This is a genomic window from Pseudoalteromonas sp. H103 (genome assembly GCF_001469205.1).
Lineage (GTDB): Bacteria > Pseudomonadota > Gammaproteobacteria > Enterobacterales > Alteromonadaceae > Pseudoalteromonas > Pseudoalteromonas carrageenovora.
In genome coordinates this window covers 438128-457341 of record NZ_LOFG01000001.1, presented here as the reverse complement: position 1 = coordinate 457341, position 19214 = coordinate 438128, and the positions used below count along the sequence as shown (strand labels likewise).

Annotated in this window: 19 protein-coding genes; 3 read left to right on the top strand and 16 right to left on the bottom strand. The window is 39.4% G+C overall.

Going from position 1 to position 19214, the window contains the following annotated elements:
- The first annotated feature begins 82 nt into the window (after nucleotides 1-82).
- The gene (locus ATS74_RS02100) at nucleotides 83-748 is read left to right on the top strand and encodes a hypothetical protein (RefSeq protein ID WP_058547278.1); all 666 of its coding nucleotides are present in this window, start codon (nucleotides 83-85) and stop codon (nucleotides 746-748) included.
- 1 nt (nucleotide 749) lies between these two features.
- Here the strand turns inward: ATS74_RS02100 and pdxR are convergent, their stop codons facing one another.
- Nucleotides 750-2210: a MocR-like pyridoxine biosynthesis transcription factor PdxR gene (pdxR, locus tag ATS74_RS02095; protein WP_058547277.1), complete on the bottom strand. Its 1461-nt coding sequence runs from the start codon at nucleotides 2208-2210 to the stop codon at nucleotides 750-752.
- 104 nt (nucleotides 2211-2314) lie between these two features.
- Between pdxR and ATS74_RS02090 the strand changes: the two genes are divergently transcribed.
- Both ATS74_RS02090 and ATS74_RS02085 read left to right on the top strand, forming a co-directional pair.
- Complete coding sequence (locus tag ATS74_RS02090; protein WP_058547526.1) at nucleotides 2315-2890, top strand: GNAT family N-acetyltransferase; 576 nt, start codon at nucleotides 2315-2317, stop codon at nucleotides 2888-2890.
- Complete coding sequence (locus tag ATS74_RS02085) at nucleotides 2890-3477, top strand: FMN-binding negative transcriptional regulator (protein ID WP_058547276.1); 588 nt, start codon at nucleotides 2890-2892, stop codon at nucleotides 3475-3477. The genes ATS74_RS02090 and ATS74_RS02085 overlap by 1 nt, the downstream gene beginning before the upstream one ends.
- A 59-nt stretch (nucleotides 3478-3536) precedes the next feature.
- Here ATS74_RS02085 and cyoE read toward each other — a convergent pair whose 3' ends face one another.
- From cyoE to fabV, 15 genes are all read right to left on the bottom strand, one after another.
- On the bottom strand, nucleotides 3537-4421 hold the full coding sequence (gene cyoE / locus ATS74_RS02080; RefSeq protein WP_058547275.1) for a heme o synthase: 885 nt from the start codon (nucleotides 4419-4421) through the stop codon (nucleotides 3537-3539).
- A 9-nt stretch (nucleotides 4422-4430) separates the two neighbouring features.
- Nucleotides 4431-4787 (bottom strand): cytochrome o ubiquinol oxidase subunit IV, encoded by a 357-nt coding sequence (gene cyoD, locus ATS74_RS02075; protein WP_058547274.1) that lies wholly within the window; start codon nucleotides 4785-4787, stop codon nucleotides 4431-4433.
- Nucleotides 4787-5428, bottom strand: coding sequence for a cytochrome o ubiquinol oxidase subunit III (cyoC, locus tag ATS74_RS02070; protein ID WP_058547273.1), 642 nt, complete (start codon nucleotides 5426-5428; stop codon nucleotides 4787-4789). Before cyoC ends, cyoD begins: the two co-directional genes overlap by 1 nt.
- Entirely contained in the window at nucleotides 5425-7413 is a 1989-nt protein-coding gene (cyoB, locus tag ATS74_RS02065; protein WP_058547272.1) for a cytochrome o ubiquinol oxidase subunit I, read from the bottom strand. Before cyoB ends, cyoC begins: the two co-directional genes overlap by 4 nt.
- A 2-nt stretch (nucleotides 7414-7415) precedes the next feature.
- Nucleotides 7416-8369 carry a ubiquinol oxidase subunit II gene (gene cyoA, locus ATS74_RS02060; protein ID WP_058547271.1) on the bottom strand — a complete coding sequence of 318 codons (954 nt, stop codon included), beginning with the start codon at nucleotides 8367-8369 and terminating at the stop codon, nucleotides 7416-7418.
- Nucleotides 8370-8683: 314 nt separating this feature from the next.
- Complete coding sequence (locus ATS74_RS02055; protein WP_058547525.1) at nucleotides 8684-9103, bottom strand: hypothetical protein; 420 nt, start codon at nucleotides 9101-9103, stop codon at nucleotides 8684-8686.
- A 1174-nt stretch (nucleotides 9104-10277) separates the two neighbouring features.
- Nucleotides 10278-10490 carry a (Na+)-NQR maturation NqrM gene (nqrM, locus tag ATS74_RS02050; RefSeq protein ID WP_058547270.1) on the bottom strand — a complete coding sequence of 71 codons (213 nt, stop codon included), beginning with the start codon at nucleotides 10488-10490 and terminating at the stop codon, nucleotides 10278-10280.
- Between the two features lie 162 nt (nucleotides 10491-10652).
- A complete protein-coding gene (locus ATS74_RS02045; protein ID WP_058547269.1) occupies nucleotides 10653-11684 on the bottom strand; it encodes an FAD:protein FMN transferase in 1032 nt (343 codons plus the stop codon).
- A gap of 99 nt (nucleotides 11685-11783) precedes the next feature.
- On the bottom strand, nucleotides 11784-13013 hold the full coding sequence (gene nqrF / locus ATS74_RS02040) for an NADH:ubiquinone reductase (Na(+)-transporting) subunit F (RefSeq protein WP_058547268.1): 1230 nt from the start codon (nucleotides 13011-13013) through the stop codon (nucleotides 11784-11786).
- Nucleotides 13014-13031: 18 nt separating this feature from the next.
- A complete protein-coding gene (gene nqrE, locus ATS74_RS02035) occupies nucleotides 13032-13640 on the bottom strand; it encodes an NADH:ubiquinone reductase (Na(+)-transporting) subunit E (protein WP_058547267.1) in 609 nt (202 codons plus the stop codon).
- A gap of 10 nt (nucleotides 13641-13650) precedes the next feature.
- The gene (locus ATS74_RS02030) at nucleotides 13651-14283 is read right to left on the bottom strand and encodes an NADH:ubiquinone reductase (Na(+)-transporting) subunit D (protein WP_058547266.1); all 633 of its coding nucleotides are present in this window, start codon (nucleotides 14281-14283) and stop codon (nucleotides 13651-13653) included.
- Nucleotides 14283-15035: a Na(+)-translocating NADH-quinone reductase subunit C gene (locus ATS74_RS02025; protein ID WP_058547265.1), complete on the bottom strand. Its 753-nt coding sequence runs from the start codon at nucleotides 15033-15035 to the stop codon at nucleotides 14283-14285. The genes ATS74_RS02030 and ATS74_RS02025 overlap by 1 nt, the downstream gene beginning before the upstream one ends.
- A complete protein-coding gene (locus tag ATS74_RS02020) occupies nucleotides 15028-16230 on the bottom strand; it encodes an NADH:ubiquinone reductase (Na(+)-transporting) subunit B (RefSeq protein ID WP_058547264.1) in 1203 nt (400 codons plus the stop codon). Before ATS74_RS02020 ends, ATS74_RS02025 begins: the two co-directional genes overlap by 8 nt.
- Nucleotides 16231-16234: 4 nt before the next feature.
- Entirely contained in the window at nucleotides 16235-17578 is a 1344-nt protein-coding gene (locus tag ATS74_RS02015) for a Na(+)-translocating NADH-quinone reductase subunit A (RefSeq protein ID WP_058547263.1), read from the bottom strand.
- A gap of 366 nt (nucleotides 17579-17944) precedes the next feature.
- Nucleotides 17945-19138, bottom strand: a complete 1194-nt coding sequence (gene fabV, locus ATS74_RS02010; protein ID WP_058547262.1) for an enoyl-ACP reductase FabV — start codon at nucleotides 19136-19138, stop codon at nucleotides 17945-17947.
- Nucleotides 19139-19214: the final 76 nt, after the last annotated feature.

Sequence of the window (19214 nt, the reverse complement as noted above, 5' to 3'; positions counted from 1 at the left end):
ATGTATTTAAATAAACCTATTAAATTTAGAGTTATTAAAGCTATATACTACAATATAAGCTTATAAATTAATTGAGGTTATTATGCGTTTATTACTTACTTTGTTGATCATTACTATAAGCGGATACGCTTTTGCTGAGGAAGAGCAAGCAGAATTGCCCCCCCTCAACCCTAAATACAATGCTGAGCACGCTATGGCTTTAGTTAACAAAGGTTCGGGAATTTATGCACTAAATTTACCAAGCTATAAACTGCCACATGATGTGCAAGTGGTTTATAGAATCAAAAATCCAAACGTTGCTTTTTTAGAGTTTGTACGCAACGCTGAGCTTATAACCTTAAAGCCTCAACCTTTTAATATTCAACGTTTAATGCGCGGTGAAGAAATAACAATTACCGCAGATGTTTTTGAAGGCGATTACAGAAAAGATGGATCTTTAATTTATTCAAATATTGCAATAGAAATGAGTAAACAGCTTTATGCACGACAATTAAAAGACTTAACAGAGCCAACTCAATGGCAAGAATACGACATGATTGATTTAGGCAGCACTGAACGTATTTATATTCATAAAATTGAGCAAGCCCCTAGTTATAATCACTTAATTTTTGTTGATTTAGTTAATGCGTGCATGCAAAAATTTAGATCGTTTAAGCTTATTCCTACACAAAATGAGCTTACTTATAAATTTATAAACTGCGGTACATTAAAGCCATTATTTTATGATGCTGAGAGCTTTAAAAAGTAACCTAATAAACGTTTTTGGCTATTAATGAGAGCCCTGTTTGCATTGTCTCTATTGATTGCCCTGCAAAACCTAACCGTGAATAACTAAAACGTTTAGGTTTTAAACTTCGTACTGAACCTGAAAAATAAAATTCATGCTCTACTTGTAGATAAATACTTTTATTTTGCAATATTGGTTTTAGGCCTGCTGTATTTATATTTAAATTAACCCACATAGCCATACCACCATCAGGCTTTACATATTCTATTGGTAAGCCCTTTGATTGCATAAGGTTTAACTCGTTGTCCATTGCCTCAAATCTTTGCTTGTAGAGCTTGGTCATTCGTTTTAAGTGCGCCTCAAAACTCCCTTCCTTCATAAAGTGCGCTACAGCTAATTGCATAACCACATCGTTTTTATGATTCATTAACTGTTTCCAGGCACTTAGCTGTGCAATAACCTCTTCCGGTGCACATATGTAGCCTATGCGGGCTGCCGAAAACATAATTTTAGAGAAAGTAGAAAGGTAAATTACAATACCGGCTGGGTCATCTGCTGCCATAGGCTGAAGTGGCTGGCACTTATAGTGAAACTCGTGATCGTAATCATCTTCAATGATCATCACGCCATACTTATAACACAGCTGATAAATTTGCATACGCCGTGTAGGCGATAAAGTTACGGTTGTCGGGTATTGATGCAGTGGAGTTAAGTATAGCATTTTAATTGAGTAGCGACTAAGTTGCGCCTTTAAATCGTCAACACAAAGACCATACTCATCTTGTTTTATATCTACTAATTGTGCACCGCATGCCGCAAAAGCTTTACGAGCAGGCGGATAACCTAACGTCTCAACAGCGACAAAATCACCTTTATTTATAAAAACCTTTGAAATTAAAAATAATGCTTCCTGAGAGCCATTACATATTAGTAAATCAGTTACTTTAAGGTTGCGTGCTTTGTGTAAATAGCTGCTTATTTGCTGCTTTAACTCACTGACTCCGCTTATATCACCATAGTGAAACTTACTGGTATCTACATTATTAAATACATAACTTAAAGAGCGTTTAAATTGTTTATATGGGAAGCAATTAAGATCAGGAAGCCCTCCTGCAAAGTTATATTTGAAATCATTTAGGTTCATAGCAGGCGCAGGCACTGCTAACTCCTTGGCAAATTTGTAGGGTTTAGGCGTTACAACAGGTACTTGCTTAGTATTAGCACTGCTTTGAATTGGTAGGGTTTGAGTTACCTTATATCCTGAGCGCTCATGAGACTCAACCCAGCCTTCAGCTACTAATAGTTGTAAAGCATTCATTATTGTATGACGGTTTAACTGGTAAGTTTGCGCCATTTCTCTGGCTGAGCTGAGCTTAGTGCCTACCGCAATATCGCCTTTAATAATTGCGCTACGAAGTGCTTGCGCTAGCTGCAAATACTTTGCTTTGCGTTGCTCATTAAACTCAATATAAAGCGGCTGCATATGTTTCCTTAATCTGGTATAGGTAAAAGTTGCATTCTGGTTGTTTTTACCAGCCCAAATAAGCGTACATTTGTTGCTCACAAATAGCAAAAATGGAGCCATTAATGTTTACTCTGCAAACACATAAAACAAACAAGGTCATTTTAGAGCCATTAAACCATAAGCACCTAAATGGATTATATAAGGCGGGCCAGCACCCTAATGTATGGCAGTGGGTATTAAGCAATTACACTAAAAGCCCTGAAATACTAAACGAATGGTTTTTAACTCAGGCGCAATTTAATAAAAACGAACAAGTTGTTTTTGCCATTATTGATAAAAATACGCAGCAAGTAGTGGGCACAACACGGTTATTTAAGTTAGATACACATAATTTAAGCGCTGAAATTGGTCATACATTTATTAGTAATGACTGGCAGCGTACTTACATAAATTCACATGCTAAATACTTATTACTTAATTACGCATTTGAAAAGCTAGGTTTAGTGCGTATTTCATTTAATACTCACGAAAATAATAAAAAATCACGTAATGCAATAACGCGTTTAGGCGCTCGTTTTGAAGGTGTGGCCCATAAAGATAGATTACTAAGTGATGGCAATTTTAGAAGCACAGCAAAATTTAGCATAGTCGATGATCAGTGGCCGGATATAAAATTACAACTAGAGGGGAGGCTTTAATGTACCCACCGATGCATTTTCAAGAGCATAATATTGAACGTTTGCAGGCTTTAGTTGAGCAATTTCCTCTAGCGAGTATTTTAACGCCATGCTTGCAAAGTGACTTAAATAATATATGCCAAGTACCTGTATTATATGAGCCCTCACGTAATGTATTTATTGCACACGTAGCAAAAAATAATCCGTTAACGCAATGTGATAAACGCTCTGTAAAATTACACTTTACTGGTGACAGCTGTTATCTATCTCCGTCGTATAGTAAGAATAAAACACTCCCGAGCTGGCTTTACTCATCTGTACAAGTTACTGCAAAGGTAGTGATTATTAAAAGCGGCATCGAGAAAGAAAAAATAATGAGTCAATTAACAACCCATTTTGAGCAAACCTTTAAGCCAATGTGGAATATTAATGGCGTGCCCATACACAGTCGCCAAGTAATGTATCAACAATTAAGCTTTATAGAGTTTACTCCCACTCATTGGAGTGGAAACTTTAAGCTAAGCCAAAATAAATCACCTGATGTAAGAGCGCTTATAAAACAAAGCCTAGAACTTGCCAATAAGCGCTCTATTGCAAAGTTATTTTAGGCATAAAAAAAGGCTCTTTCGAGCCTTTGGATTAACTTTGGAAAGCTAAATTAATTAAACTATATAAGTGCAAATAGCTGTGGTGCTGCACTGTGGTAGTCAACTGCCATGGCAATACTTAAAGCTGTAATATTAACAATTGAAAAGGCAAACACTTGGCGAGCCCAGCCTGTTAAATCAATATTACGACGATAACCTCGAAGCGCCATTAACAGCCACCAAAAGCTGGCAATACACGCCACAGCCATAAACGCTGCACCCGTATAGCCACTAATTGGTAAAAGCATGACGACTAAAGCGTACACAGCAATATAAAGGACAATATGGCGCTTGGCTTTATCTATGCCTTGTGCAACGGGTAGTACAGGAATACCTGCTGCTTGGTAATCTTTAAAGCGAAAAATAGCAATGGCATATGAGTGCGGCATTTGCCATAAGCTAAACATGACCAGCAGTATTAATGCGCCCATATCGAACTGCCCTGTTACGGCGCAGTAACCTACTACTGGCGGTACAGCGCCAGAAAGGCTTCCTACAAATGTGCCATAAACAGAGTTGCGTTTCATGTAGAGGCTATAAACCCCTACATAAATTACATAGCCAAACGCTGCAAAAAATACCGCGGCTTGAGTGGTGTAAGCAATGAGTAAACCAAAGCCAACAACACCCAATAAAACACCGTGACTCAGTGCAGCAAAGGCCGACATTTCGCCCGTTACTGTAACCCGCGTACGAGTACGTGCCATGGCTACATCTATATCTCTATCAATAACATTGTTGATAGCACAGCCCGATGCAACCACAAGCGACAAGCCAATTAAAGTAGCAATCATTAACCAAGGATCTACATCTCCTCGTGAGGCAAGTAAAAACCCACCTGCAACGCTAATAAGATTACCCATAATAATGCCTGGCTTAGTCACTAATAAATAACGACGAAACATTTTAAACTCCTAGTACATCATCATTGCGTTAGATTCGTAAATAATCCAAACAGATAGCCCAACAACCATTACGATGATCAGGGCACTGAATAGGAATGAGAACGTACTTGCACGGCCATCTTCTGTCGTAAAATTAAGATGTAAAAAGTATTTCAAATGCACCCAAATTTGTACAATAGCTAAAGTAACAATGCTCCAAAGCGTAGTTACTTTAGAAAAGTCGCCTTCCATTACCATGTAAAACGGTATGGCGGTTAAAATTATTGATAGCACAAAGCCTATTAAGTAAGTTTTAACGCTGCCATGAGATTCATCATGGTGATCACTTTGCATTTGCTTTAACGCATGTGTTTCGCTGTGGCTCATTACATTGCTCCCATTAAATAAACAACGGTAAATACACAAATCCAAACAATGTCTAAGAAGTGCCAAAATAGGCTTAGGCAGCTTAAGCGCGTTACGGTTGGTTTACCTAAACCACGTTTAGCCACTTCTATCATCATAATTGTCATCCAAATTAAACCCGCCGTTACATGTAAACCATGTAGGCCAACTAACGAGAAGAACGACGTTAAAAAGGCACTTTGTTGTGGGCTATTACCATGCACAATTAGGTGATGAAATTCGTATATTTCCATACCAATAAACGCAGCACCTAAACAAAAGGTAATAAATAACCAAGTAAGTGTAAGTGCCTTTTTTTGCCCTTGAGCAGCAATCATGGCAAAGCCAAAGGTAATACTACTAATAAGTAGCGCAGCGGTTTCTACTGCAACAAAGTCGAGTTCGAAAATATCTTTACCCGATACACCACCGGCAGTGTTCATAAACAGCACTGCGTAGGTGGCAAAAAACGAGGCAAATAATAGGCAATCGGTCATTAGGTATAACCAAAAGCCAAATATCGTATCGCCCGAGGTGTCGTGATGATCATGCGCGTGGGCATGATCATCGTGCGATACAGAGTCTAAATTTGCAGATTCTAGATTTGCAGAAAGTGTACTCACGCGTTTAGCTCCTTATTTCCACTTGAATTATACGCAGCTTCAGTGCGTGCAATTTCATCTGGCTGTATGTAGTAATCAACATCATTGGTGTAACAACGCTTAATAAATATGGCAATTCCACCCACTAGCCCTACTACAGCTAACCACCAGATGTGCCAGATCATTGCAAAACAAAATACCGTTAGGCTGGCTGCCATAAATACACCCGCAGAGGTATTTTTAGGCATATGAATTGGGCTATAACTTGCTTTTGTTTGATAAGCTTGGCCTTTTTCTTTCGCTTCGGTCCATGCATCAATGTCATCAACGTGAGGAATAGTTGCAAAGTTATACACTTGTGGAGGTGAGCTAGTTGCCCATTCAAGTGTATGGCCGTTCCACGGATCGCCGGTTGTATCGTCAAGTGCTTCACGGTCTCTAAAGCTTACAAATAGTTGAATTGCTTGACTGATAATACCAAACATAATAATTACAGCACCGCCTGCGGCAATGTATAACCACATGTTCCAATCTGGATTATTGGTATGGTTTAAACGACGTGTCATACCTAAGAAACCAAGCACATACAACGGCATAAAGGCAACGAAGAAACCGATAATCCAACACCAAAATGATGCTTTACCCCATTTTTCGTTAAGCTTAAAGCCCATTGCTTTAGGGAACCAAAATACAAAACCAGCAAGGTAGCCAAATACTGCGCCACCAATAATAGTGTTATGAAAATGCGCAATTAAGAATAAGCTGTTATGCAATACGTAATCGGCACCCGGAATCGCAAGTAATACACCGGTCATACCGCCTACTGTAAAGGTAATCATAAAACCAAGCGTCCAAAGCACCGGAACGCTAATACGTAAACGGCCTCGGTAAATGGTAAATAACCAGTTAAATAACTTAACCCCAGTTGGTACGGCAATAACCATGGTCATTACCCCAAAGAACGCATTAACGTTTGCACTGGACCCCATGGTGAAAAAGTGATGTAGCCAAACAATAAAACCTAAAATTGAGATAGCACCGCTGGCATAAACCATCGACTTGTAACCAAATAAGCGCTTACCAGCAAACGTTGAGATAATTTCAGAAAAAATACCAAAAGCAGGTAGTACTAAAATATAAACCTCAGGATGACCCCAAGCCCAAAACAGGTTGATGTACATCATGGCGTTGCCGCCCGCTGCATTGGTAAAAAAGTGAAAGTCAAGGTAGCGGTCAAGCGTAAGCATGGCCAGCACAGCAGTTAAAATTGGGAAAGAGGCTGCAATTAAGATATTTGCCCACGTACATGCCCATGTAAAAATTGGCATTTTCATTAGGGTCATGCCTGGAGCACGCATTTTAAATACAGTAACTAAAAAGTTTACTGCCGTTAAAAGCGTACCGAGCCCGGATATTTGTAGCGCCCAGATATAATAATCGACCCCCACCCCAGGGCTAAAGGTCAGCTCCGAAAGCGGCGGATATGCCACCCAACCTGTTTTTGCAAACTCACCAAATACAAGCGATAAATTAATTAAGATGGCGCCGCTGGCGGTAAACCAAAAACTTAAATTATTTAGAAATGGGAATGCAACATCACGTGCACCAATTTGTAGAGGCAACACAATGTTCATTAAACCAATCATAAATGGCATCGCCATAAATATGATCATAATTACGCCGTGAGCGGTAAATATTTGGTCGTAATGCTCTGGTGGCAAATAACCCGGCGCACCACTGGTAGCAAGTGCTAACTGCGCTCGCATCATTATGGCATCAGAAAAACCACGAAACAGCATTATTAACGCTAAAAGGATATACATCACGCCTAAGCGTTTGTGATCGACAGAAGTGATCCAGTCGCGCCAAAGCACGCCCCATTTTTTATACTTTGTAATAAGCCCGGCAATAATAAGCCCAGCTATCGCAATAACCGACATCGTGAACACAAGAATTGGCTCATGAAACGGAATTGCGTCGAGTGAAAGATTACCTAAAAACGACATTATTATTCCTCGCCTTGGCTGTGAGATGAAGGCATTGAGTGCTCAACCATTTCATGATGCTTTTTGCTCATTTGCCCATGTTCGCCCATTGCATGGTGCTTTTTGTTCATATCGCCATGCGCTTGCATATACTTCATAACAATGGTATGAAATAAGCCGTCATCAACTTTACCGTAATAAGAAACGGGGTTATTTTCGCTTGCTTTTGCAAGCTCAACATAATTTGCATGAGTAAGGTTATTAGCATTAGCTTTAACGCTAATTACCCACTTATCAAAATCTGCTTGGGTAGGAGTAGCAATGGCATTGAATTTCATACCAGTAAAACCTGCGCCACTGTAATTAGCCGAAAACCCTTTAAAAGTACCCGGTTCATTTGCAATTAAGTGAAGCTTGGTTTCCATGCCAGCCATTGAGTATATTTGGCTGCCAAGCTGAGGAATAAAAAACGAGTTCATTGTACTTTCTGACGTGATTTTATATTCAACAGGTACATTAGCTGGAAATACCAATTCGTTTACCGTAGCAATACCTTGCTCTGGGTAAATAAATAACCATTTCCAATTTAATGACACTACTTCAACAGTTAGATGATCACCTTTACCTTCAATCGGCTTATAAGGGTCTAGCTCTTGGGTAGATTCCCAGGTAATAACACCTAAGATAATCACAATAACAATAGGAACAGCCCAAACTGCAGCTTCAATTTTATTTGAATGAGCCCATTTTGGCGCATAAATTTCTTGGTTTTGAGTATCTCTGTATTTCCAAGCGAAATACAAAGTCATCACAATAACGGGAACGACTACAAGCAACATAAGCACGGTTGCGATGATGATTAAATTTTTCTCATCAATGCCTATTTGCCCTTTTGGATCGAGTATCCCGCCTTTACAGCCTGACAACGCCAGCACTGTACTAGCTAAAGCAATATTACAAAGGTTACGAATTAACAAGGGAGTATCCTACAAACCTAGAGTTTTAATTTGCTGCTTAAATGAAAACCAAAGCAACGATTTTTCAATAAAAACCCAAGTTAACTAGAATTAAATTATAAAATAAGGGGGCTATTCAAAAGTTAAAGCTCATGCCAATTATGACCTAGCAACAAACCCAGCTTTCTAAACGCATTTATATAACGTAATAAAAGTTAACTTGGGTGAGTGTTGGTTGGCTGAATGTGTTTAAAAACACAGAGCTACTTTGTATACGCTAACTTTAATTATTTACAGCAAGAACAAATAATTAAAACCAGCAACAAAATGCAGCCTTACAGACAACCTGTAAAGCTAGGTGGAGCACGACAACCGTGTGAAGAGATCACAGGTTGCTGAACTTTAGCCTCGCCAAAAGCAAAGGCTGCTTTACGGAGGGTTATTCCAGCACGACGCGCTGGAAAAATATGGAACAATAACCAACAAAGGCCGATTAGTAACTGACTTGATATGATCGGATGAGCTAAAAATTGCGCAAGACTAAGTAACAGTGGCTCTACAATAAACCCATCACTTAATAGCGCTTCAAGCTTAAAAGCATCCTCTAGTGCACCGCTTAGCAACATTACAGTATTAAACACTAATAAAGTTATAGCTACACACACTCCCTTGCCTGCTTTATTCAAGCGCACATACGTCTGCGGCTCGCCAGAGGCAAGTTCCGTATTTGTATGTTGCAAAGAAAGTGTGTTCAAAGACATTAACCTACTAAAATGACTATAACAAAACGAGAGTTATACAGTTTGCAATGGAAAAACTTAAAAGACATTGCAGTTGTAAGCCCTAAAACCGGGTGCTAAATACAATCAAATCCGCCTAGCACAAATTGACCTAGTGGAAATTGATCCGTATCAATTAAACTTTCAAAACTTACTGAAAGTTCGAATGTGAGTATAACAAAGAGAATATTCTGTTCAACTAAAAAACATATTTTTTGAGTTAAGCTTTAGAAGCTATTTTGTTAATAAAAAATAACACAATAAAAAATAAAGGTTTAGCTTATAGATATTTGATATTTAAGAGGCTTGAGGAGTAGAGATAAGGATATTAATGAGGTTAAAAATAAAGGAGTACAAATAAAAACAGCCCAAATTCAGTCACCACCGAAATTGAGCCGCCTTTCACACTGACAACATCTTCACACACAATATAAAGATTCTTGGTTTACACTGCGTGGCAATTGTAGGGAATAAAAACAACTCAAGCTAAGTCACCACCGAACTTGAGTTGCCTTTCACACTGACAACATCTTCACACACAATATAAAGATTCTTGGTTTACACTGCGTGGCAATTGTAGGGAATAAAAACAACTCAAGCTAAGTCACCACCGAACTTGAGTTGCCTTTCACACTGACAACATCTTCACACACAATATAAAGATTCTTGGTTTACACTGCGCGGCAATTGTAGGGAATAAAAACAACTCAAGCTAAGTCACCACCGAACTTGAGTTGCCTTTCACACTGACAACATCTTCACACACAATATAAAGATTCTTGGTTTACACTGCGCGGCAATTGTAGGGAATAAAAACAACCCAAGCTAAGTCACCACCGAACTTGAGTTGCCTTTCACACTGACAACATCTTCACACACAATATAAAGATTCTTTTAAGCGAGGCCAACTTATGCCTCAAGCTTATGACTAGAGCCTTGCTCTGTGTCTATGGTTAAACTTTAGAGTGTTAGCTCCAATTTGACAAACGAGAAAAATAAACCTAATGGATGAAAAAAACTAACTTATAGACTTTGGTCTAATACATTAAGGTTGTGTTTATTTAGAAGCTAAATGCATACACAAATAGCAGGCACAAAAAAAGCGCTTTAAAAGCGCTTTTAATAAAATTGATATGGTTATTTTACAAATTTAAATAATTTGATTTTCTTTCCAGGCTTGCTCTTTAGCCATGCGGTTTTTACGTTTATCGCATGGGTCATCACAATCACAGGCTTTATCAATACCTACAGAGCCTAGACCACCACAGCTACTTGCCATCGATTTTTTTTGCACGATCATACCAACGGCCATCGCCGAAACTATTAAAATTAGTAAGCCAAAAGTAAGAAGAAAAAGTGACATTGCTTAGCCCCTATTGATCAGCAATAAATTATGCTCAAGCATTCTTGAGCGACTGCTAAATTATACACTAAAATACAATTTAGATGCGAGTAAAGTCTATTCTAAAAATTAGGTTAGAATATTACTCTAAACTTAAACCAACCTAAATTAAGATTAATTATATTACAAGTATGGCTTAAATGCAGGGCTTGAATACGTTATTAGCCCTTCTTGTGATTTAGCTATTAGATAAACGGGTAAATCATGTTGCTCAGCATATGCTTGTGCTTTATCCATTCCCATTACAGTAAGCGCTGTTGCTAGACCATCAGCAGTCATTGCACTTGGGTGTAATACAGTAACCGATACTAAATCGTGTTTAATTGGCATACCTGTTACCGGATCAATTAGATGGGTATAAATCTCACCATCCATCTCATAAAAAATACGATAATCACCCGATGTAGCAATACCGTTTGTGCCAGGCGATAGAACACGGTGCACTTTACGCTCGCCAGGCTTTGCATCTGGTTGCTCAATAGCAATTTTCCAATCTTGGTTATTAGGTTTTTCGCCACTAATACGAAGCTCACCGCCAATCTCAACCATATAATTAGTAATACTGTGGCTTTCTAATAGCTGCGCTACTTTATCAATACCATAGCCTTTAGCAGTAGCCGAAAATGACAGTTCTAATCCATCAACAGTTTTACTTAAGCCTTGCTCATTTAAAATAAGTTTATCAACACCTATTTTTTCGACCATTTTTGTAAGTTCAGTGTCGCTTGGGCGATTAGTCGGTTTTTTATCAGGGCCAAAACCCCATAAATCAATAAGTGGGCCCATTGTTACATCAAGCGTGTTGGTTGATTTACCTAAGCGAATTGATTCACTTATTACAGCTCTAAAGTCTTCACTGATAGGCATAACTTGATTTGCAGGAAGCCTGTTAAATGTGTTTATTTCAGAGTCGTCAATATAAGTAGACATTGACTGGTTTACATTTTTTAGCACGTCGTCTATTTGTGTTTGTAATACTTTAGATGATAACTGCGCTTGCTCATCATAAAACTTAATATGATAAGTAGTGCCCATTGTTCTACCCTCTAAAAAAACACCTTCTGGAACTGGCTTTTCGCCACAACCAGTGAGTAATAAAGTCAATGTAATTAAAAATAAAGCTATAAAGCTTTGAAATGTACCCACTCGATTCATGAAAGCCTACTTATAAAATAAAGAATAAAAAAAGCCTCGTAACACTAAGTGCAACGAGGCTGGTATTTTAACCAAAACTAATGTGTTTTGGTATGGGTGTTAGCCACCGAAATCATCTAATAAGATATTTTCGTCTTCTACACCTAAATCTTTAAGCATTGTGATAACTGCCGCGTTCATCATTGGAGGACCACACATGTAGTACTCACAATCTTCTGGCGCTTCGTGATCTTTAAGATAGTTCTCAAATAACACGTTATGGATAAAGCCTGTATAGCCTTCCCAGTTATCTTCAGGCTGTGGATCTGAAAGTGCAGTATGCCATACGAAGTTAGGGTTTTCAGCCGCTAGGCCGTCAAAATCTTCAACGTAGAACATTTCACGTTCAGAACGTGCACCATACCAAAAGCTCATCTTACGTTTAGAGTTCAAACGTTTGAGTTGGTCAAAGATATGTGAACGCATTGGAGCCATACCAGCACCACCACCAACAAAAATCATTTCTGCGTCAGTTTCTTTAGCGAAGAACTCACCAAACGGACCAGAAATAGTTACCTTGTCGCCTTTTGTTAGTGACCAAATGTACGATGACATTTTACCACAAGGCAAGCTAAGGTTTCTTGGTGGAGGCGTAGCGATACGCACGTTAAGCATGATTATGCCTTCTTCTTCCGGGTAGTTAGCCATTGAGTAAGCACGAATAGTCTCTTCGTCTACTTTTGACTCCAGGTCGAAGAAACCAAAGTGGTTCCAATCGCCACGATACTCTTCAGGAATTTCAAATTCAGAGTATTTAACGTGGTGAGCAGGTGCTTCTATTTGGATGTAACCACCCGCACGGAAAGGCACTGACTCGCCATCTGGAATTTGCAGCTTAAGTTCTTTAATGAACGTTGCTTTGTTATCATTAGAGATAACTTCACAATCCCACTTCTTAACACCGAAAATTGACTCTTCAAGTTCAATTTCCATGTCGTTTTTAACATTTACCTGACACGCTAAACGACAGCCTTCACGGGCTTCACCTTTAGAAATGTGATCAAGTTCAGTTGGTAAGATATCGCCGCCACCTTCTTTAATGTGAACACGACACTGACCACAAGAGCCACCGCCGCCACATGCAGATGATACGAAAATACCTGACTCAGATAGCGCGCCTAAAAGCTTACTACCTGCTGATGTTTTAATGGCTTTGTCTGGGTCGCCATTAATGCTGATGATGATGTCACCGCTCGCAACTAACTTAGATTTAGCACCAATGATCACTAAAACTAGTAGTACAACGATAGCGATGAAAACACCAACGCCTAAGAAAATCTGATAATCCATGATTTATCCTCGCTACCTTTACAGTGAAATACCAGAGAATGACATAAAGCCAAGTCCCATTAAACCAACAGTGATGAAGGTAATACCTAAACCACGTAGGCCGTCTGGCACGTCTGAATATTTCATTTTCTCACGGATACCTGCAAGTAAAGTAATTGCAAGCGCCCAACCAACACCAGCGCCAATACCATAAACAACAGACTCGCCGAAGTTATAGTTACGCTCAACCATGAATGATACCGCACCAAATATTGCACAGTTAACTGTGATAAGTGGTAAGAAGATACCTAATGCGTTGTATAGTGCAGGGAAAAACTTATCTAATGCCATTTCCAAAATTTGCACAAGTGCTGCAATAACACCGATGAAAGTTAAGAAACGTAAAAAGCTAAGGTCTGCATCTGGGTAACCTAACCAAGCTAGTGAGCCTGGTGCAAGTACCGCATGGTAAACCAAGTTGTTAACTGGTACTGAAATACCTAATACAACTATAACCGCTATACCTAGGCCAATTGATGTAGTTACTTTTTTAGATACTGCTAAAAAAGTACACATGCCTAAGAAGAATGACAACGCTAAGTTCTCAATAAAAACGGCTTTTACAAATAAACTAATATAATGTTCCACTGTTTGCCCCTTACGCTTTAGCTTCTACTTGGTCTTTCTTAAAGGTACGAAGTACCCAAATGAATAAACCAATGATGAAGAATGCACTCGGTGGTAAAATCAATAGACCCATAGGCTGATACCAACCGCCATCTTGTACTAATGGGATAATATCAACACCGAATAGTGAACCCTTACCAAATAGCTCACGAATAAAGCCAACAGTAAGAAGTACTACAGAGTAGCCTAAGCCATTACCAATACCGTCAAGGAATGACATAAGTGGTGGCGATTTCATCGCGTATGCTTCAGCACGACCCATTACGATACAGTTAGTAATAATTAGACCAACGAATACAGAAAGCTCTTTTGCCGTAGCGTAAGAGAATGCTTGTAATACTTGGTCAACAACGATTACCAATGATGCAATAATTGTCATTTGTACGATGATACGTACAGATGATGGGATCTGATTACGAATAAGCGAGATAAAGAAGCTCGAAAATGCAGTTACTAATGTCAATGCGATTGACATGATTAACGCATTTTTTAAGCTAGACGTTACCGCTAGCGCAGAACAAATACCAAGTACTTGTAGTGCGATTGGGTTGTTAGCTAAAACCGGACCAAACAGGACCGCCTTCATTTCTTTAGTATCAGCCATTATTTCAATGCTCCTTTACGTACTTTTGCAAGGAAAGGGCCAAAGCCATTTTCACCAGTCCAAAAGTCAACTGCATTGTCAACACCGTTAGACGTTAATGTAGCACCTGAAAGACCATCGATCTTATGCTCATCACCGCCTGCAGTACCTTTAACAATTTGAATTGGCAGTTCTTTGCCTTCCCATGTAGCAGTCCACTGTGGGTTTTGAATTTCGCCACCAAGACCAGGGGTTTCATTATGCTTGTAAAAGATAATACCTTTAACAGTTTCACCATCGCTTTCAAGCGAGATAAAACCATACATTAAGCCCCATAAGCCGTAGCCTTGGATAGGAAGAATGATTGCATCAACTGAACCATCTTCTTTTTTAGAGATATACACCGGCGACTCTTTAGTCACACGTTGAATACCAGCAATGTCTGTTACGCCTTTCTCTTTAAGAGAAACGCTTAATTCAGCATCATATTTGCTTTTTTCAAAATCGAAGATTGTTGGGTCTGTATCTACAAACTCACCCGTAGTCATGTTTACAACACGTGCTTCGATTTTAGCGTCAAATGTTTCTAACACATTTTCAACTTTATCGATGCCCGCAGCAGCTAAGATATTGCTTTGAATATCTTTGTTTTTATTAGCTTGCTGTAAAGGACGAAGCTGTACAGAAGCAAACGATACAATGATTGCACACACTAAACATAGTGCTACAACAACCGTTAACGTTTTGCCGATTGATTCGTTATTACTAGACATTACGTGCCAACCTCCGCTTAATATTAGCTTGCACTACAAAGTGATCGAACAATGGAGCGAATAAGTTAGCAAATAAGATTGCTAGCATCATACCTTCTGGGAAAGCAGGGTTCACAACACGGATCATAACTACCATAAAGCCAATAAGCGCGCCGTAAGCGAACTTACCTTTATCGGTAAATGCAGCAGAAACAGGGTCAGTAGCCATAAAGAACATACCGAACGCAAATCCACCTAGTACTAAATGCCAATGCCAAGGCATTGCAAATACTGGGTTATTTTCTGAGCCAACAGCATTTAATAAAAATGCAGTTGCTACCATACCTAGGAATACACCTAGTACGATGCGCCAAGAAGCGATACGAACGTATATTAAGAACAAACCACCTACTAATAATGCAAGTGTAGATGTTTCACCTACAGAACCTTGAATGAAACCGTAAAACGCATTCCACCATAATTCCATGTTTGCATAATCAAGTGTGCCAGCAAACGCTTGGCCTAGCATAGTTGCACCAGAGAAAGAATCTACTGCTGTCCATACTGTGTCACCTGAAATTTGAGCTGGGTATGCGAAGAATAAAAATGCACGGCCCGCTAAAGCAGGGTTTAAGAAGTTACGGCCAGTACCACCAAAGATTTCTTTAGCGATTACAACACCAAACGTAATACCTAACGCAACTTGCCATAAAGGAATTGTTGCAGGCAGTATTAGTGCAAATAAAACAGACGTTACGAAGAAACCTTCGTTAATTTCATGTTTACGCACTGAAGCAAATATAACTTCCCAAAAACCACCTACCGCAAACGTTACTGCGTAGATAGGTAAGAAGAAACATGCTCCGTAGAACATTTTAGCGCCCCAGCCTGATTCAGCAGTTAATTCACCACCAAATAACTGGAACAGACCAACCTGCCAAGAATTTGCTAGTTCAAAACCTTGTGCTAAAGCACCTGCGGCCTGATGACCGATATTGAACATACCAAAAAACATAGCTGGGAACGTCGCCATCCACACTAAAATCATCATGCGTTTTAGGTCGATGTTATCGCGTACGTGTGTCGCGCCTTTATTTACATAGCCTGGTGTATAAAAAATTGTTGCTGCTGCTTCATACAGAGCGTAGAACTTTTCATATTTACCACCGGCTTCAAAATTCGGCTCGATATCTTCTAGATATTTTTTTAAACCCATCTCTCTAGCCTTCCTTCTCGATCGTAGTTAAGCAATCGCGCAGGATAGAACCATACTCGTATTTGCCTGGACAAACGAAGGTACATAACGCTAAATCTTCTTCATCAAGTTCAAGCGCGCCTAATGAAATTGCACTGTCTAAGTCACGTGCGATTAAGTCACGTAATAATAGAGTTGGCAAAATATCTAACGGCATTACGCGCTCGTAGCTACCAATTGGTACCATGGCACGTTTTGAACCACCTGTAGACGTTGTCATTTTAAATAAACGACTCGGTGCAAGGTGAGAAAGGAATGTACGCGTTACAGAGAATTTATTACTACCTGGTGCAATCCAGCCAAACAATTCTTTTTCGCGACCTTCAAGTAAAACTGATACTTGAACGTGGTAACGACCTAAGAATGCATGAACACCGTTTGAAATAGAACCCGATAAAACAGAACCAGAAATAACGCGGTTATCTCCGTCTTCTAATTCACCAGCTACTAAGTCATCCAATGAAGCACCTAGTTGTGTTTTCACTAAACGTGGGTTTTTAACGCGAGGACCTGCAAGCGAAATAACACGGTCTGCGTTAATTTCACCAGTAAGGAACAAGTGACCAAACGCAATAACGTCTTGGTAACCAATGTGCCACACTTTTTTGCTAACAGATACAGCATCAAGATGATGGATATGAGTGCCAACGAGGCCAGCCGGATGCACACCACCAAACTCATGTACTTCTACTTGAGCGATAGATGAGCTAGGAACTTGGCTGCCTGCTTTTTTACACACAAATACTTTACCATCGGTCAAACGCGAAACAACAGCAAGACCCGCTTCAAATGCAGCTGCATTTTCGGCAATAATCACTGCAGGATCTGCAGCTAATGGGTTTGTGTCGATTGCGGTCACAAAAATAGAACTAGGATTTTCATCCACAGCCGCTACTTTGCTAAATGGGCGAACACGAAGTGCCGTCCACTGACCTGACTGGATAAGTACTTCTTTGGCTTTTTCACGATCTAAGCTCGAAAGCTCATCTGCACTGAAAGAGTCAAAGGTGATTTGCTCACTGCCTGCTACTTCAATAACAACAGATTGCAGCACACGTTTAGCACCACGATTTATTTCTTTTACTGTGCCAGAAGCTGGAGCAGTAAATAGGACGCCTGGGTTCTTTTTATCTTCAAAAAGAACTTGGCCTTTTTTGACTTGGTCATCCACACGAACATGCATGGTTGGACGCATACCGATAAACTCTTCGCCAAGCACAGCTACACGTTTGACAGCAGAACCGTCATGTATAACTTGCTGTGGCGCGCCCTCTAAGGGTAAATCCAGACCTTTTTTTATGTTGATCATACGCACTTGCATTACATTAAAGGAAAGAAACTGAAAAATCGTATCAACCACGTCGCCATTTGAGTTATTCCAAGTTATATCAAGGTGCAAAAGAGCAGCTTGCTCGGTTTATCAAACAAGCAACGTAGTAAAACTCATCACATATTGCCCAGATTTTAACATCATTTTGGACGACTATGCGAGTGTATTTATGAAAATTATACGACAGAAACACTTATTTGGTTTTGTTAAGTGATTTTAATAAAAATCAAGTTAGACCAAAGTGGTAGCCTGAGCAAGTATAGTCCATTATTTAACTGCTCAATTAACAAACCATCGCATACAAAAAAAGCCGCGAATGCGACTTTTTATAATTACAAAGTATGATTAATCAACCATATTTGCGATTGGCTTAACTGAGTCTACGTCTTGATCGTAATCAACACCGTCAAAACCAAAACCAAATAAGCGTAAAAACTCGTTATGGTAACCAACATAGTCAGTTAGCTCATCAATTGAGCTTGTATCTACACTATCCCATACAGCTTGAACACGCGCTTGCACATCGTCCTCTAGCTCTTTGTAATTTTGGAATAAGTGACCGCACTCATCAAAGCGCGGCGTTTCACCATAAAGGTTTTCACTAAATAATGAGTGAATTTGCTCAATAGTTCCTTCGTAAGTGCCATCAGCTTTCATTACTTTAAATAAAGCTGAAATATATAAAGGCATAATAGGAATAGCAGAACTTGCTTGAGTTACTACTGCATTAAGTGATGAAACATACGCTTCACCATTTAACGCTTTAGTTGACGCTTTTATAGCCGCGGTAGCACGATCTAAGTCTTCTTTTGCTTTACCAATCGTAGCGTGTCCGTAAATTGGCCACGTTAACTCTTTACCTATATAAGTATAAGCAGTCGTTTTAAAGTTATCAGCAAGTACATCTGCTTCTTTTAAAGCGTCAATCCACATTTCCCAATCTTCACCACCCATTACTTTAATGGTGTTGTCGATATCTTCTTGGTTTGCTGCTTCTACCGTAATTTCATCAATTTCACGCTTTGATGTATTTAGGTTTTTAGTAGTAACGGCACTGCCAATTGGTTTAAGGGTAGAAGAAAACACTTCCCCCGTGTTTGGATCCTTACGACGAGGTGATGCAAGGCTGTAAATAATGCAGTCTATTTTACCTAAATCAGCTTTGATGGTGTCGATTGCTTTTTGCTTAATTTCGTTAGAGAACGCATCGCCATTAATATTTTTTGACCAAAGGCCTGCTTCATCAGCAGCGTTTTGGAATGCCGCTGTATTATACCAACCAGCAGAACCTGTTTTACGCTCTGTACCCTCTTTTTCAAAGAAGATACCTAATGTTTTAGCACCACCACCAAACGCAGCTGTAATACGCGATGCCAAGCCGTAGCCTGTTGATGCGCCAATAACTAGTACATTTTTTGGTGCACTTTTTAATGCGCCTTGTTGTTTTACATAGTTAATTTGTTCTTGAACATGCTCTGCACAACCTGCTGGGTGTGCGTTAGTGCAGATAAATCCACGAATTTTTGGCTTAATGACCATTGATCATCCTATATCTTTTACTATAAAAATTAGCGCTAGTTTAAAGGCTAATACTAAAAACACTGATCTGATCAGT